General features: G+C 36.0%; 15 protein-coding genes. 11 read left to right on the forward strand and 4 right to left on the reverse strand.

Annotated elements, in window-relative coordinates; all coding sequences use genetic code 11:
* The first annotated feature begins 53 nt into the window (after positions 1-53).
* Genes PHI38_RS05760 through dapF form a run of 3 tightly spaced genes read left to right on the forward strand, consistent with a single transcriptional unit; the run spans position 54 to position 1,989 of the window.
* Positions 54-599 carry a methyltransferase domain-containing protein gene (locus PHI38_RS05760; RefSeq protein ID WP_299853752.1) on the forward strand — a complete coding sequence of 182 codons (546 nt, stop codon included), beginning with the start codon at positions 54-56 and terminating at the stop codon, positions 597-599.
* Positions 599-1,219 carry a dephospho-CoA kinase gene (gene coaE / locus PHI38_RS05765; protein ID WP_299853754.1) on the forward strand — a complete coding sequence of 207 codons (621 nt, stop codon included), beginning with the start codon at positions 599-601 and terminating at the stop codon, positions 1,217-1,219. Before PHI38_RS05760 ends, coaE begins: the two co-directional genes overlap by 1 nt.
* On the forward strand, positions 1,216-1,989 hold the full coding sequence (gene dapF / locus PHI38_RS05770) for a diaminopimelate epimerase (RefSeq protein WP_299853757.1): 774 nt from the start codon (positions 1,216-1,218) through the stop codon (positions 1,987-1,989). The genes coaE and dapF overlap by 4 nt, the downstream gene beginning before the upstream one ends.
* Here dapF and prfA read toward each other — a convergent pair.
* Both prfA and rpsT read right to left on the reverse strand, forming a co-directional pair.
* On the reverse strand, positions 1,986-3,053 hold the full coding sequence (gene prfA, locus PHI38_RS05775; protein ID WP_299853759.1) for a peptide chain release factor 1: 1,068 nt from the start codon (positions 3,051-3,053) through the stop codon (positions 1,986-1,988). The two genes, dapF and prfA, sit on opposite strands and share 4 nt — an antisense overlap.
* Positions 3,054-3,067: 14 nt before the next feature.
* Positions 3,068-3,328 carry a 30S ribosomal protein S20 gene (gene rpsT, locus PHI38_RS05780; protein ID WP_299853761.1) on the reverse strand — a complete coding sequence of 87 codons (261 nt, stop codon included), beginning with the start codon at positions 3,326-3,328 and terminating at the stop codon, positions 3,068-3,070.
* Positions 3,329-3,471: 143 nt separating this feature from the next.
* On the opposite strand from rpsT, the gene glmM reads away from it, so the two are divergent.
* From glmM to PHI38_RS05815, 7 genes are all read left to right on the forward strand, one after another.
* Positions 3,472-4,812, forward strand: coding sequence for a phosphoglucosamine mutase (gene glmM / locus PHI38_RS05785; RefSeq protein WP_299853764.1), 1,341 nt, complete (start codon positions 3,472-3,474; stop codon positions 4,810-4,812).
* Positions 4,805-5,266: a signal peptidase II gene (lspA, locus tag PHI38_RS05790; RefSeq protein ID WP_299853766.1), complete on the forward strand. Its 462-nt coding sequence runs from the start codon at positions 4,805-4,807 to the stop codon at positions 5,264-5,266. Before glmM ends, lspA begins: the two co-directional genes overlap by 8 nt.
* 161 nt (positions 5,267-5,427) lie before the next feature.
* Positions 5,428-6,729 (forward strand): trigger factor, encoded by a 1,302-nt coding sequence (gene tig / locus PHI38_RS05795; protein WP_299853768.1) that lies wholly within the window; start codon positions 5,428-5,430, stop codon positions 6,727-6,729.
* Between the two features lie 4 nt (positions 6,730-6,733).
* Positions 6,734-7,324, forward strand: coding sequence for an ATP-dependent Clp endopeptidase proteolytic subunit ClpP (gene clpP, locus PHI38_RS05800; protein WP_299853770.1), 591 nt, complete (start codon positions 6,734-6,736; stop codon positions 7,322-7,324).
* A gap of 20 nt (positions 7,325-7,344) precedes the next feature.
* Positions 7,345-8,394, forward strand: coding sequence for a GGDEF domain-containing protein (locus PHI38_RS05805; RefSeq protein WP_299853772.1), 1,050 nt, complete (start codon positions 7,345-7,347; stop codon positions 8,392-8,394).
* 13 nt (positions 8,395-8,407) lie between these two features.
* Positions 8,408-8,935 carry a peptide deformylase gene (gene def / locus PHI38_RS05810; RefSeq protein ID WP_299853774.1) on the forward strand — a complete coding sequence of 176 codons (528 nt, stop codon included), beginning with the start codon at positions 8,408-8,410 and terminating at the stop codon, positions 8,933-8,935.
* Positions 8,936-9,019: 84 nt separating this feature from the next.
* Positions 9,020-10,531 carry a YifB family Mg chelatase-like AAA ATPase gene (locus PHI38_RS05815; RefSeq protein WP_299853776.1) on the forward strand — a complete coding sequence of 504 codons (1,512 nt, stop codon included), beginning with the start codon at positions 9,020-9,022 and terminating at the stop codon, positions 10,529-10,531.
* A 32-nt stretch (positions 10,532-10,563) separates the two neighbouring features.
* On the opposite strand, the gene PHI38_RS05820 is transcribed toward PHI38_RS05815, so the two are convergent.
* Together PHI38_RS05820 and metH are read right to left on the reverse strand one after the other, a co-directional pair.
* A complete protein-coding gene (locus PHI38_RS05820) occupies positions 10,564-11,142 on the reverse strand; it encodes a YceI family protein (protein ID WP_299853778.1) in 579 nt (192 codons plus the stop codon).
* Positions 11,143-11,245: 103 nt separating this feature from the next.
* Positions 11,246-14,737: a methionine synthase gene (gene metH, locus PHI38_RS05825; protein ID WP_299853780.1), complete on the reverse strand. Its 3,492-nt coding sequence runs from the start codon at positions 14,735-14,737 to the stop codon at positions 11,246-11,248.
* Between the two features lie 187 nt (positions 14,738-14,924).
* Here metH and ccoG point away from each other — a divergent pair.
* Positions 14,925-15,884, forward strand: a 960-nt coding sequence (ccoG, locus tag PHI38_RS05830; protein WP_299853782.1) for a cytochrome c oxidase accessory protein CcoG, incomplete at its 3' end; no start/stop codon positions are given.

Genomic DNA, 15,884 nt, shown 5'->3' on the forward strand with positions numbered 1-15,884 from the left:
ATTTTAATTCTAATATGTTAAAATCGCACAAAACAACTTAGGAAATTATAAAAATGAGAGATTTTATCTACAATGAAATGATGGTACACGTGCCTTTATGTACGTCTAAAGAGGCAAAAGATATTTTAGTAATAAGTAATACACCAGAGTTGCTTAGTGCAGAGATTGCAAGACATAAAGAGTCAAGTTTGACAACAATTAACTGCTCGCTTAACGAGATAAGCTCTTTGAGTGATGATAGTTTTGATGTTATTATTTCAGAAATGAGTGGCGATGAGGCATTTTTTGCACATATAAATAGAGTGTTAAAAAAAGATGGACAGTTTGTAACTACTCATCCATCTTTGGATGATACGGATGCTAATAAAAGCTTGATGAAGATACTTGGAAAATACTTTAAAATCATAATGCCATATAGCGTGCAAGGCGCTAAAACAGCACTTTTAGCTTCTAAAGAGTATCACCCAACTGCGGATGTGATTTTACAACGTGCAGATATGATAGACGGACTTAGCTACTACAATAGTGATGTACATGTAGCATCTTTTGCTATGGGTAATTATATCCGTAAAGAGTATTTAGGAATCATCAAAAACTAATGGCGCCTCTTAAGAAGCGCGGCTTTGAGTATGCTATAGCTTTAAGTGGAGGAATTGCTACTGGAAAAAGTACAGTTGCTTCGCTCCTTGCATTAAATGGCATGAGAGTTATAGATGCTGATGCAATTTCACATGAAATACTTGACGCTTCGTATGAGTGGGTTAGAGAAAACTTTGGAGATGAGTTTGTAGAGGGCATGAGCGTAAATCGTGCTAAACTTGGAACTCTGATTTTTTCAGATAAAGTTGCAAAAAAAAAGTTAGAGAGTTTTTTACACCCAAAGATAAGAGCAGAGATAGAACAAAGAAGCATAAAACAGGATGCATTTAGGTTTCCATATCTCATAGATATACCGCTTTTTTTTGAGAGTGGTGCTTATGATATAAAAGAGAGCGTTGTTGTCTATGTTCCAAAAGAGCTTCAGCTAGAGAGATTTATAAAAAGAAACGGTTACTCAAAAGAGGAATCGCTTAGACGTATAGAGTCTCAAATGGATATAGAAGAGAAGAAAAAAAGAGCGACTTGGGTGATAGATAACTCTAAGGATTTGAAACACCTTCAAAGAGAGTGTGAAGAGTTTGTAGAGAAGATAAAAGCTAAATATCTGGAGAAAAAATGAGAGTAACAAAATATAGTGCAAACGGAAACGATTTTGTGATTTTTCATACATTTGTCAAAAAAGATAGAAGCCTTCTTGCTAAAAAACTCTGCAATAGACAAAACGGTATAGGCTCTGATGGACTTATAGTACTTCTTCCCCATAATGAATATGATTTTCAAGCAAATCAATCAAAGATTGATTTTGAGTGGCAGTTTTATAACTCTGATGGAAGTGAAGCAAATATGTGCGGGAACGGCTCAAGAGCAAGTGCGCATTATGCTTTTGTAAATGAGTTAGCGCAAAATAAGATGAAGTTTTTAACTGGAGCTGGAGTAATAGAAGCTGTTGTTGATGGAGATATGGTTTTAAGTGAGCTTACTCCTCCAAAAATAGTGGATAAAAAGATTATAGAAAATGATAAATCATGGTGGCTCCTTGATACGGGAGTTCCTCATTTAGTTCATTTTGTGGATGATATAACCATGTTTGATATCAAAGAAGCAAGAGAGCTTAGATATAAATATAATGCCAATGTAAACATAGCTTTTGTAGATGGAAAAAACTTAAGAGTTAGAACTTATGAGCGCGGGGTTGAAGATGAGACTTTAGCTTGTGGAACTGGCATGGCAGCGGCTTTTTTTATGGCATACACTCAAAAGATAGTTGGTAATGATATAGAGGTCTATCCAACTAGTGGTGAGACTCTATATCTTGGTGTAAATGATAGAACGATTACATTTAAGGGCAGAGTAAAAAGTGTCTTCTCTGCTGAGATAGACGCTTTTTAAAGTCCTGCAGCTTCGACTATTTTTGATTGGTGATCTGCGATAAGCGGTTCCACAATCTCATCCATGAGTCCGCCTTGCATAATCTCTGCTAGTCTATATAGTGTTACGCCTATTCTGTGATCACTCATACGGTTTTGTGGATAGTTGTACGTTCTAATACGTCCACTTCTATCGCCAGTGCCTACTTGAGCTAAACGGTTTGCACTATCTTTAGCGATTGCTTCTTGCATCTCTAAATCATATAGTCTTGCTTTTAAAACCTTCATCGCTTTTTCTTTGTTTTTGTGTTGCGATTTTTGGTCTTGGTTGGTTACTACCAAACCTGTTGGCAAGTGAGTAATCCTAACAGCAGAGTCTGTTGTGTTTACACTTTGTCCGCCACAACCAGATGAGCGCATAACGTCAACTTTAAGATCATTTTCATTTATCTGTATCTCAACATCATCAACTTCTGGCATAACCGCAACAGTGATTGCTGATGTGTGTACGCGTCCTTGTGATTCAGTTGCTGGAACGCGCTGAACTCTATGAGTTCCACCTTCATACTTCAATCTGCTATAAACTTGATCCCCTTGAATAAGAGCAATAATCTCTTTATAACCACCTGCATCAGAAGGGGAGCTACTTAAAATTTCAACTTTCCAATTTTTTAAATCAGCATAACGAGTGTACGCTTCAAAAAGATTTCCAACAAATATAGCAGCTTCATCTCCACCAGCACCTGCACGAAGCTCAACGATGATATTTCTATCGTCATTTGGATCTTTTGGGAGAAGAAGAAGTTTTATCTCATTTTCTAAAATTGGGATTTTCATCTCAAGTTCTTTGAGCTCTTCTTTTGCCATCTCTGCCATTTCTGCATCGTAAAGCATCTCTTTTGTATCAACTATTTGAGCAATTACAGATTTATACTCTGTTGCATTTTCAACAATTTTTTCTAGGGAGGATCTTTCTCTTGAGAGGGCGGTCATTCTTTTGATATCGGAGGTTATGTCGGGTGAACTTAGCATTTCGCCAAGTTCATTATAACGATTGATAAACGGGGTAAGTTTATCGGCTAACATTTATACTGTTAACCTTATATAGCGTTTACAGCTCTGTGCAGACGGCTAATTTTTCTTGCAGCAGTCTCTTTTTTTAAGATACCTTTGCTTACAAATTTTTGAATTTGTTTGTTTGCTACGCCCATTGCTGAACTTGCTTCTTCTTTGTTACCTGCTTCAACTGCAGAACGAACATCTTTTACAATGTTTTTAAGACGAGTTCTGTAAAAACGATTACGCTCTGCACGAACGATAGTTTGGCGAATTCTCTTAACTGATGACTTGTGATTTGCCATGCATGAGTCCTTCTCATAAATTTAGTGCAGAATATTAGCTTAAAAATAATTAAAATTAAGTTAAAGCCAAGCTAGAATCTAACTATTTCAATATTATTGCTTAAATATGTTAAAATACGGCACTTTAAACTTTGGAAAATATCATGAAATTATTTGGAACAGATGGAGTTAGGGGTGAAGCTGGTGTGTTTTTAACAGCGGAACTGGCTATGAGAGTGGCTATGGCTGCTGGGATATATTTTAAGTCGCACTCTATCACAAATAGAATTTTGGTTGGCAAAGATACACGCAGAAGTGGCTATATGATAGAAAATGCCATTGTTAGCGGGCTAACTGCTATAGGATATGATGTAATTCAAATTGGTCCTATGCCAACACCTGCTATTGCATTTTTAACTGAAAATATGCGCTGTGATGCTGGTATTATGATAAGTGCATCTCATAACCCTTTTGAAGATAATGGGATTAAATTTTTTGATGGGTGTGGGGATAAGCTTCCTCGCAGCGTTGAAGAGGAGATAGAAAAAATCTATTTTGATAAAGATAGAATTTTAGAGGCTCAAACTCAAGGTAAATATATAGGTAAAGCAAAAAGAATTGATGACGTAATAGGACGTTATATAGTTGAGCTAAAAAATTCATTCCCTAGAGAGCTATCCCTTAAAGATATGCGAATAGTCTTAGACACGGCAAATGGTGCAGGATATATAGTTGGGCCAACAGTTTTAGAAGAGCTTGGTGCAGAGGTTATTGTTTTACACGATAAGCCAAATGGTTTTAATATAAATGACGGTTGTGGCGCGCTTAATACAAAAGATGTTTGTGATAGTGTCGTAAAGTACAGAGCAGATTTAGGAATAGCACTTGATGGAGATGCTGATAGAGTAGTAATAGTAGATGAGAAGGGTGTGGTTGTAGATGGAGACCAACTTCTTGGTGCTCTTGGTGCTTTTATGAACGACAGAGGTACACTAAAGGGTGGCGGAATTGTATCAACAGTTATGAGCAATAAAGGTTTGGATGACTTTATATCTGAGAAGGGATTAAAACTTCTGCGCTCAGATGTAGGCGATAAAAACGTTTTAGAGGTTATGAAAAAAGAGGGAATAAACTTTGGTGGTGAGCAGAGTGGACATATAATAATCAGTGATTTTGCAAAAACTGGTGATGGTTTAGTTGCTGCACTTCAGGTTTTAGCACTTCTACTAAAGACTTCCCAAAAGGCTTCAAAAGCGCTTCGCCCATTTGCACTATATCCTCAAAAACTTGTAAATATAAAAGTAAAGATAAAAAAGCCTCTTAGTGAGATAGCAGGGCTTGATGAAAAACTCAAAGAACTTGATAAAAATGAGGTTCATCATCTTGTTCGTTACTCAGGGACTGAAAATAAGTTAAGGGTTTTACTTGAGTGCAAAGATGCCAAAAAAATGAACCTTTACATGGACGATATGATAGAATTTTTTCAAAAAGCTCTAAATGCATAATAAAACACTTCGTTACTTAACAATACTCGTCTTTACGATAGTTGGTATCTTTATCATTGATCAAAATATCAAGTCACTTTTTGTGGATGGGTATAGATATTATAGTGATTGTATTGATCTGATTTTAGTTTATAACAAAGGGGTGGCATTTTCAATGTTTGCCTTTTTGGATGAGTCATTAAAATATATTCAACTTGTCTTGGTTTTGGGCTTGTTTGGGTATATGATTTATCTAAAGCAACTCTGCTATGCCTTGCCAGCTGGATTGATGCTTGGCGGTGCATTTTCAAATATCTATGATAGATTTGTACACGGCGGTGTTGTGGATATGGTTTATTGGCATTGCGGGTTTGATTTTGCTGTGTTTAACTTTGCTGATGTGATGATAGATGTGGCAGTTGCATGGATACTTCTGCTTAATTTTAAACCTAAACTTTGTAAAAATTTACCCTAAAGATAGATAAAAGCAGATTTAAGGTAATATTGCCAAAATTGTAATGAAATAAGATTAGATTTTGATGTTTTAAACTTCAAATTTTAATTACCATTAGTGATGCTCAAGAACAAGATATCTTTGGCGTAATAGTTCATAAAATCAAATAAAAAAGGAAATTGATGAAAATCAAAACGAATAAAATTAATAGTGCAAATGCTCAAATTGAAGCAGAAATCCCAAAAGCGACAATAGACGCAAACATAGAAAAAATTGCTAAAAATTTAACAAAAACAGCTTCGGTTCAAGGTTTTCGTAAGGGTAAAGTTCCAGTAGCTGTTATAAAAAAACAGTATGGTGAGCGTTTAATCCAAGATGCAGAAGCAGAAGCACTACGTGAGGTTTTAAACAAGGGACTTGATGAGTTAAAAGTAGAAATGAGCGCATTAATTGGAGAGCCAAATATCTCTAAGTTTAACAAAGGTGAAGATAAAATCGAAGTAACTGTTATGGTTGCTATGAGACCTGAGATTAACCTTGATAAATACGCTGATATGGTTAAACCTTTTAAAAAACCTGTGATAAGCGATAAAGATGTTGAAGCAAGATTAGAAAAACTAGCTGATTCACAAGGTAAGTTTGTTGAGCTAAAGAAAAAAAGAGCAGCAAAAAATGGTGATAGTGCAATAATTGACTTTGAAGGTTCTGTTGATGGAGAACTTTTTGAAGGTGGAGCTGCAAAAGAGTTTGCACTAGTTCTTGGTTCTGGACAATTTATCCCTGGCTTTGAAGAGCAAGTTGTTGGTATGAAAATTGGTGAAGAAAAAATTATAAAAGTAACATTCCCAGAGAGTTATGGTTCTGATAAACTAGCTGGAAAAGACTCGGAATTTAAAGTAACACTTCATAATATCCAAGAGAAAGTAAAAGTAGAAGTTGATGAAGCTTTTGCTGCAAAGATGCTTGCTGGTCAAGATGATAAGAGCTTAGAAAACTTAAGAACTCAACTTAAGATTCAACTAGAAAATGAGGCTCTTAGTAAACTTTATAACGATGAGTTAAAGCCTACGCTACTAGAGACACTTGTTGCAAAAATTAATTTTGACTTGCCTGATTTTGTAGTAGAGCAAGAGATTGATGTTTCACTTAACAAAAAAGCAAGCATGATGAGTGAAGATGAGATTAAAGAACTTCGCGAAAATGCCGATAAACTTCAAGAGCTTCGTGAAACATTCCGCGAGGATGCTCAAAAAAGTGTAAAAGCTACATTTATTATAGATGCACTTGCAACTGCAGAGAAAATTAAAGTAGATGAAAATGAAGTAATGCAGACGATTTACTATGAAGCTATGCAAATGGGGCAAGACCCAAGAGCGGCGTATGATAAGTATAAGAATGCTGGTTATTTACCTGCAATTCAGATGTCAATGGTTGAAGATAGAGTGCTTACACAGATTCTTAACTCAAAGATAAAAGAGGCTTAATTATATGAGTTATATCCCTTACGTAGTTGAAAAAACGGCTCGTGGTGAACGTTCTTATGATATTTACTCTCGTCTTTTAAAAGATAGAATCATCATGCTAAGTGGAGAGGTAAATGACGCAGTTGCCTCATCAATAGTGGCACAAATGCTTTTTTTAGAAGCAGAAGATCCTGAGAAAGATATCTACTTCTATATAAACTCTCCAGGTGGTGTTGTAACTGCTGGAATGGCTATCTATGATACTATGAACTATATCCGTCCTGATGTTGCTACAATATGTGTCGGTCAAGCTGCATCAATGGGAGCATTTTTACTCTCAAGCGGAGCAAAGGGCAAGAGATACGCTCTTCCTCATGCAAGAATTATGATTCATCAACCTCTTGGTGGTGCTCAAGGTCAAGCTACAGATATTGCAATTCAAGCTAAAGAGATTCTTCGTATGAAAGAAGAGCTCAATCTTATTTTGGCAAAAAATACTGGACAGAGTGTAAAAAAAGTAGAAAAAGATACAGATAGAGATAACTTTATGAGTGCCGAGGAGTCAAAAGAGTATGGCATGATAGATGAAGTTTTACTAAAGAAGACTAAAGAGTAAATAACAAAAGGAGTTGGTGTATGGCTGGACCTATAAGAACTAAATTGCGTCGTGATAACACAGCTGCAAAGCCGTTAGCTACGGTTACAGACAGAGATGTAGCTACTGAGCCTGAAGGCGAATTGGAGCAATACTCAAAAGAGGTTTTAACAGCCCTTATTAAAGCGGGATTACCGCCAACACCAAATAATTTTACACTCTATTTTGACAGGCTGCTAGAAGATAAAAGTCAAAGCACACGTTCACATATTACTTCTATGTTAGAGCTTGAAGAGAATAATGATGCAGAGAACTCTATCATGATTGAGCAGAGTTTAAAACAGGGGTTTTCTTATATAAAAAACATTCTCAATGTTACTGCAAATTTGTATAAAAATATGGCTCTAATGGCTAAAATTCTTGAGAAGAGAAAGCAAGAATTAGAAGGCAGTAGTGATATGCAAGACGCAAAAAATGTTGCTACTTCACTTGGCCTTGATATATTGAAACTAAATGAGATAGTCAAAAAGCAGAGCGGTAGCATAAAAACTATGTATGACGATACTGCAAAGATTATAAAAAATGTTGAAAATGAGACTATCTTTGACAATCAATATGGTGTTTATAATAAACGTTATTTGATGGGCAAAATTGAACAAGAAATTAGCTTGATACGAAAATCTAAACATAAGAGCTCGCTCATTATGATCGAATTATCACGTGATTTAAGAGAAAGTGTTGCAAATGAAAAAGCAGTTATTCTTATGACAAAAACTGTAGCAAGGATTCTTCTTAAGACTTCAAGAAGAAGTGATATAGTTACTCATTATGGCAACGGCGTATTTGTTATGCTTTTAAAGCATACGGATATAGAGAGTGCCAAAAAAGCAAGTGAGCGACTTTGTGAACTTGTATCAAATAGTAACTTCTTTTTTGGAGACCGCGAAATCCAACTTAAAATTTCTGTAGGTATCACTGATATAACAGAAGATAGTTCAGTAGAAGAGATTATAGTGAGCTCTATGGATGGAGTAGAAAAGGCGTATGAAAACCCTAAATTAGACTATGCGGTTTTATTACGACACACTTAAGAGTATTTAAAAAATGAAATTAACGATAGTAGAATACCCCGATAAGAGGTTAAAAGAGAAATCTAAAGTAGTAGAGAAGTTTGATGAAGAGTTACATAAACTTCTTGATGCTATGTATGATTCTATGATAGAGTCAAGAGGTATAGGCTTAGCTGCCATTCAGGTTGGACATGCAAAGCAAGTTTTACTTTTAAATATTCCAGATGAAAATGATGAACAGTCACGTGAGGCTCTAATAGAGATGATAAATCCTATCATAACTATAAACGAGGGAGAAACTATCTATCAAGAGGGTTGTTTAAGTGTACCTAGTTTTTATGAGGACATAAGTAGATTTGAGAGAGTTTGCGTAAACTATCAAGATAGAGAAGGAAATACAAAAACTATTGAAGCAGAAGGATTGCTGAGCGTTGCAATCCAGCATGAGATAGACCATCTAAATGGAGTGCTATTTATAGATAAACTCTCATACTCTCGCAGAAAAAAGTTTGAAAAAGAGTATAAAAAAGCTCTAAAAGAGAAAAAACTCTCCAAGGTTTAACCCACTTAATGACATTTTGTCATATTTTATCACACCTAAAAATTTTAATAGTACAATAGTATTAACTTAATAGAGGTTAATACTATGAAAATGGTTGCATGCGCCACATATGAGGGCATAGAAGCTAAAGTTGTTTATGTTGAATCCACGCTTACAAAAGGGTTGCCCTCTTTTAGCGTTGTTGGAATGGTGAGCGCATCTATAAATGAAGCAAAAGAGCGTGTAAAATCTGCGCTACTTAGTAATGAGTTTATATTTCCACCAAAACGTATAACAATCAATTTAGCTCCAAGTGATGTGAAAAAAGAGGGAAGTCAGTTTGACCTTAGCATGGCTCTTTTAATCGCACTTGATTATATAGAGGAAGATTTAAGTGAGTGGTTTGTTTTTGGAGAACTTGGACTTGATGGTGTTGTAAAGGAAAATCTTCAACTATACCCGCTTCTGCTCTCGCTTGCTAATCAAAAAGTAATCAAAAAAGCAATTGTTCCATTTGAGAGTTTAGATAAGCTCTCAAATATACCAAATATAGATTTTTATGGTGTAAAAAACTTAAAAGAGGCAATAGAGCTTTTAAAAAACAGTACAAATATTACGCCAAATATAATATATAAAAAGATAGAGTATCCAAACATAAGTGTAAATAATGAACTCTATTATTTTGATGAAGAGTATGTTGAGGATTTTTTAGATGTTAAAGGCCAAGAGATAGCAAAGAGGGCGGCACTCATAAGCGCCGCAGGATTTCATAATCTTCTCTTAGAAGGAAGTCCAGGATGTGGAAAAAGTATGATAGCACAGCGTCTTAGATATATATTGCCTCCTCTTAGTAGTGATGAGATTTTAGATATTGCAAAGTTGGATGCACTTGAGGCAAAAGAGCCGCTCTTTATGCCTCTTAGAAGCTATCGTGCACCACATCACACATCAACTATGGGTAGCATATTTGGTGGAGGTAGTTACACTGCAAAAATTGGAGAGGTTGGTTTGGCGCATCGAGGAGTTCTGTTTTTTGATGAGTTACCTCATTTTTCAAAGAGTGTTTTAGAATCCCTTAGAGAGCCACTTCAAGATAACAAGATACGGATTTCAAGAGTAAACTCCAAGATAGAGTATCCTAGTGATTTTTTATTTGTAAGTGCTATGAATCCATGTCCATGTGGAAACCTACTTCATAAAGATAAAGAGTGCAGATGTAGTGAACTTGAGATTCAAAGATATAAAAACAGGCTCTCAGAACCATTTTTAGATAGGATAGACCTATGTGTCGTGATGCAAGATGTATCTTTAGATGACAGAGGAACTATAAGCTCAAAAGAGATGCACAAAAAAGTTATTGATGTGCATAAAATAGTAAAACAAAGAGGCCAAAGAGGCTTTAACGCCAAGCTAAGCGATGCAGAGGTTGATAAATTTTGTATTTTAGATGAAGAAGCTGCTGCCGTTTTACAAAGAGCAATAATGCAGTTTTCGCTCTCATTTAGAGCTATAAAAAAAGTTCAAAAGGTATCCCGCACGATTGCAGATTTGGAATCAAGTGTTATGATACAAAAGAGCCATGTCTTAGAGGCTTTGAGTTATAGAAGAAGAGGCTAAGAAGTAACTCTTAGCCAAAGAGAGGATTAGAGTTAAAACTCATCATCCGCGCTTAGTATGCCTTGTATGTTAACATTTAGTTTTACAACTTCACTTACAACAACGCCACCAGCTTCAAGAGCTTGATTCCATGTAATGTTATAGTCTCTTCTATCTAGTTTTCCACTAAGGCTAAGGCCAGCTCTTTGTCTGCCCCATGGATCTGTTACAGTACCACCAAACTCATAATCAAGAACTACGTCTTTTGTGATACCTTTGATAGTTAGTTTTCCATAAGCTTTATCGCCTTTTACTTTATCAAGAACAAATGTAACTTTTGGAAACTGTTTTGCGTCAAATATTTCATCAGATTTTAAGTGTGCATCTCTTTTTGCAATGTTTGTATTTATTGACTCAACATCCATTTCACCACTTAGTGCTGTAAGATTATTTTTTTCATCTAGCTCAAAAGTTCCATCAAACTTTTCAAACTGACCATTTACAGTACTTATCATCATGTGCTTTACTGAAAAACTAACATCCGTGTGAGAAGGATCAACTTTATATACACCAGCAAACAGCGAACCAGCACCGAGAACTAACGCGACAGCAAGAGATTTTATTTTTTTCATTTTTATATCCTTTATATTGTTTGATACATTATAGTATGAAGTATAGATGATAGTGAGTTAACTTTGTCAATTAATGACAAAGTTTAAGAAGTGTTACAAAAAGCTATACGTTGTAATAAGTTGCATTTGGATGATAAACTACAAGAGCAGATGTTGATTGCTCTGGATGAATCTGAAATGTCTCGCTTAGCTCAATTCCAAACTCTTCTGGCTTTAAGAGATTAAATAGAGGACGGTTAAGCTCCAAATCTGGACACGCAGCATAACCAAATGAATATCTTGAGCCTTGATATCTATTCATCTGCACATCGCTAAGTTTACTTCCCTCACCCTCAGAGATATTTAAATCAAGTCTTATCTGTTTATGTGCTATCTCTGCTAAAGCTTCAGCTAGCTCAACTCCAAGACCATGAAATTGATAGTACTCTGTATATTCGCCTCTAGCATATATCTCCCTCTCAGCCTCGCTTAGCTTTGCTCCAGCACTTACACATGTAAAGGCAACTACATCATCTCTATCACTATGAAAGAAGTCGCTAAGGGCTCTGTGAGGTTGCTTTGATTGACGAGGGAAAGTAAACTTCTCTATAGCTTTGCCCCTTGCATCCTCAAGACTTTCACGGTTTATCTCACTTTGAGAGTTATAGCCTCTGCTCTCATCAAAAATAAGTAAAGAGTCATCATCACTTCTACATGGCCAGTATCCATAGAGGATAGTAGGCTCAAAGAGTTTTTCTTCAATGAAGCGTTTTTTCAACTTCTCATAAGCTGGCCAAACTACATCATTTAACTGTTTTTCATAAGCTTCTTCAGTGAGCCCTTTTGAACTATATCCCCAACGTGATTTAAAAAGTAGTTTGTGGTTTATCCACTCAAATGCCATCTCTATCTGCTGAGGTGTTAGCTTTAACACACGTCTTCCCCAAAAAGGAGGTGTCGGAACTTGAACATCACGCGATGGCATTTTTAGTTCGTTAAATGGAGGAATGATAACTTCCTCTTTTATCTTTATAATTTTTTCTTGATCATCCTTTGGATGAAGATTTGTATCAAAATTTCCAGCTTCGATACGGGTCATAGCAGTTACACCATCAAAAGCGTCTTTACAATAAAAGATTGGTCCATCATAAAACGGACGACAAAAATCATCAACAAAGCTACGCGTAAGTGCTGCTCCACCTATCAACACCGGTATAGAGACACCAGCTTCTTTTAAGAGTTTGAAGTTTTCTTGCATGACCTGTGTTGATTTTACAAGTAAACCACTAAAGCCAAGAGCTGATATATTTCCATCTTTCATAGCCTCTATAAACTTCTCAATTTCTACTTTTATACCTAGGTTTACTACTTTATAACCGTTGTTTGAGAGGATGATATCTACAAGGTTTTTACCAACATCATGAACATCACCTTTTACCGTTCCAAGAACCAAAGTTGTATCTACATTTTTTTCTACTTTTGGAAGATATGGATTTAGGTAATCAACAGTTTTTTTCATAGTCTCAGCACTTTGAAGTACGAATGGCAACTGCATTTGACCTGAACCAAAAAGCTCACCAACAACTTTCATGGCATCAATCAAAATTTCATTTACAATCTTTTCAGGAGCTATTTTGTGACGAGCCTCTTCAACTAAAGGTATCATCCTATCTTTGTCGCCGTCCATAAGAAGTTTTGCAATCTTTTGTTCATCACTCATCGCCAAATAAGCTTCATCAACTGCATCGTTATTAACTACTTCTTTAGTGCTAAAATGCTCAATAAATTTAAAAAGTGCTTCACCATTTGGCAAGCGATTGAAGATAAGGTCATCACAAATATCTTGATCAGCTTGAGAAATTTTGTTTAGAGGTATGATGTGTTGGACATTTATGATAACTGCTGTCAGACCAGCTTGAATACAGTGATGTAAAAACATAGAGTTTAAGTAGGGGCGGGCATCTTTATCAAGACCAAAAGATATGTTTGAAAGACCAAGTATTGCTCCTACTTCAGGGTGCTTAACTCGTAGTTGTCTTATGGCTTCTATGGTGTTTATACCTGCATCAAAGTACTCTGAACCACCAGATGCAAGGGTAAACGTGAGTACATCAAAAACAAGGTCTTCTTTTTTAATTCCATGACGATTAGTAGCTAAATCTATGATTCTATCTGCAACTTTTATTTTGTCTTCTATGGTTTTTGCCATCCCAACTTCATCGATTGTAAGACAAACAAGACTAGCCCCATATTTTTTAGCAAGTGCACAAACTTCATCAAATTTTGGCTCGCCATCTTCAAGGTTTACAGAGTTTAAAATAGGTTTTCCACCAATATTTTTCAGAGCAGTCTCAAGTCCAGTAGTTTGAGTAGAGTCAGGCATAAGAGGAAGAGCTATTTTTTGAGCATACATCTTCATAACAGAGTCCATATCCTTAGTCTCGCCACGACCAGCAAAGCCAACATTTACATCTAGAACATGAGCTCCCGCACGAACTTGCTGCTGAGCAACGCTGAGAGTTCCCTCGTAATCTTCTGCAAGTAAAAGGTCTTTAAATGCTTTTGAGCCTGTTGCGTTAGAGCGCTCGCCAACTAAAAGTGGGGCAGGTTCTTGCATAAGAGGAACTGTACTAAAAAGTGAAGCTATAGAGTTTTTGTGAGAACCAGATGCAGATTTAGGAGTGATGGTTGTGACTCTGTCCCTTAGTGCGCGAATATGCTCAGGTGTAGTTCCACAACATCCACCTAAAAAGCTTACACCATCGTAGTGTAAAAATTTTTCTTGCTGATTTACAAATTCATCAGGTCCCATCGGATAGTAAGTATATCCGCCACGGTTTTGAGGAAGACCTGCGTTTGCATGAACGCTGATAGGTTTGTGCCATACTTCGCTAAGAGTTTTTACATGTTTTAGTACTTGTTCTGGTCCAGTTCCACAGTTAAAACCAAGACTTAAGATGTCAAAAGGCTCTAAAATAGTAGCGATTGTCTCAGCATCTGTACCGATAAGCATAGTTCCGCTGAGCTCAATAGTTACAGAAATCATGATAGGAATCTCAACTTCTCTAACTCTGCAGGCTTCCTTGCAGGCATGAAGTGCTGCTTTTATCTGGAGTGGGTCTTGACATGTCTCTAGTAAAAAGAGATCAACACCACCATCTATGAGAGCCAAACAAAACTCTGTATAACCCTCGTACATGATGTCATAAGTTATATGTCCAAGTGAGGGAAGCTTTGTACCTGGTCCAACTGAGCCTAAAACAAAACGAGGATGCTCAGTAGTTGAGAATTTGTTACACTCATCTTTTGCAATTTTTGCTCCTGCATATGTAAGCTCATAAGCACGGTGCCCTATTTGGTACTCATCTAAAACCCAAGAGAATGAGCCAAAAGTGTTAGTTGTGATGAAATCTGCACCAGCAGTTAAATAGGCATGAAAAATCTCGCTAAGTATCTCAGGAGCGGTAACGTTTAGAAGTTCATTACATCCTTCATTGCCCTCCCAAGCCTCTTTTGAGATTTTGTCGTCTCGTTGTTGAAGTTGTGTCCCCATAGCACCGTCAATGATTAAAGGTCTCTTTTTTATAGTTTTTAGGATATATTCTTTAGTTGTCATGCAAAATCTTTTTAGTGAAATAATAGTGGACGATTTTATCCTAAGAGAGCATAAAAAAGACTTTTATAAAAAATATAGATAAATTTATAATTATTATTATAGTGCATGATAAAATTTATATTTTTTCGATATAATTTTGGCAAAAATATGTCAAATATCATAAAAAATAATAAGAGAAGGAGTATTTATGACCCAAGAGACAACTACTATAAAATTACCTACACCTTGGAGATTCAAGAGGTACTATTTCTTTATTTTAATTACGGTTATGGCTTTAGTTTTGCCTTGGGTAGAGATAAATGGTAGCCACTTTTTTCTACTCAGTTTTGATAAATTAAAGCTTCATCTTGGATTTGTTCAGTTTGATATGCAAGAGTTATATCTTTTACCATTTTTACTTATGATGCTGTTTTTAGGGATTTTTGGTATGACGGTTATGGGGGGGCGAGTTTTTTGTGGATGGATTTGTCCGCAAACTATTTTTCGTGTTATCTATCGTGATGTAATTGAGACAAAACTACTAAAACTTAGAAAACGCATTAAAAACAAGCAACAAGAACCAGATATGAGTATTGCTAAAAACAAGGTAAAAAAAGCTGTTGCTGTTTTACTTTGGATTGTACTCTCACTAGTTGCTAGTGCAAACCTTCTGTGGTTTTTTGTACCGCCAGAAGATTTTTTCGCATATATGCAAAACCCGCTTGATCATATGATTTTACTTGGTACTTTACTCTCTTTTGCACTTTTTCTTGTGTATGATATTGTGTTTTTAAAAGAAGATTATTGTATCTATGTATGCCCATACTCAAGAATACAATCTGTTTTATATGATGAAAACACTGTTATGGCGCTTTATAACACAAATAGGGGCGGGCATATTTATAACGACGACAAAGAGAAGGTATTTACAAAACAAAAAGACCTTCAAGCTGTTGAAGCTCACGCGGAGTGTACGGCATGTGAGAGTTGTGTAACTGTTTGCCCGACACATATTGATATACGTAAAGGCTTACAACTTGAGTGTATTAACTGTTTAGAGTGTGTTGACGCCTGTACCGTTGTTATGGGTAAACTTGGAAAGCCTTCTTTGGTTACTTGGTCAAGCGAATATGAGATAATAGATAAACAAGGCAAGACAAAATACTTC

The organism is Sulfurimonas sp. (genome assembly GCF_028694895.1).
GTDB lineage: Bacteria > Campylobacterota > Campylobacteria > Campylobacterales > Sulfurimonadaceae > Sulfurimonas.

Bases quoted from the DNA above. Each gene is read 5' to 3' on its own strand.
- metH (WP_299853780.1), bottom strand. From the start codon at position 14,737: ATGACAACTAAAGAATATATCCTAAAAACTATAAAAAAGAGACCTTTA.
- PHI38_RS05805 (WP_299853772.1), top strand. From the start codon at position 7,345: ATGGCTGGACCTATAAGAACTAAATTGCGTCGTGATAACACAGCTGCA.
- prfA (WP_299853759.1), bottom strand. From the start codon at position 3,053: ATGTTAGCCGATAAACTTACCCCGTTTATCAATCGTTATAATGAACTT.
- PHI38_RS05815 (WP_299853776.1), top strand. From the start codon at position 9,020: ATGAAAATGGTTGCATGCGCCACATATGAGGGCATAGAAGCTAAAGTT.
- def (WP_299853774.1), top strand. From the start codon at position 8,408: ATGAAATTAACGATAGTAGAATACCCCGATAAGAGGTTAAAAGAGAAA.
- dapF (WP_299853757.1), top strand. From the start codon at position 1,216: ATGAGAGTAACAAAATATAGTGCAAACGGAAACGATTTTGTGATTTTT.
- PHI38_RS05820 (WP_299853778.1), bottom strand. From the start codon at position 11,142: ATGAAAAAAATAAAATCTCTTGCTGTCGCGTTAGTTCTCGGTGCTGGT.
- glmM (WP_299853764.1), top strand. From the start codon at position 3,472: ATGAAATTATTTGGAACAGATGGAGTTAGGGGTGAAGCTGGTGTGTTT.
- coaE (WP_299853754.1), top strand. From the start codon at position 599: ATGGCGCCTCTTAAGAAGCGCGGCTTTGAGTATGCTATAGCTTTAAGT.
- clpP (WP_299853770.1), top strand. From the start codon at position 6,734: ATGAGTTATATCCCTTACGTAGTTGAAAAAACGGCTCGTGGTGAACGT.
- rpsT (WP_299853761.1), bottom strand. From the start codon at position 3,328: ATGGCAAATCACAAGTCATCAGTTAAGAGAATTCGCCAAACTATCGTT.
- PHI38_RS05760 (WP_299853752.1), top strand. From the start codon at position 54: ATGAGAGATTTTATCTACAATGAAATGATGGTACACGTGCCTTTATGT.
- tig (WP_299853768.1), top strand. From the start codon at position 5,428: ATGAAAATCAAAACGAATAAAATTAATAGTGCAAATGCTCAAATTGAA.
- lspA (WP_299853766.1), top strand. From the start codon at position 4,805: ATGCATAATAAAACACTTCGTTACTTAACAATACTCGTCTTTACGATA.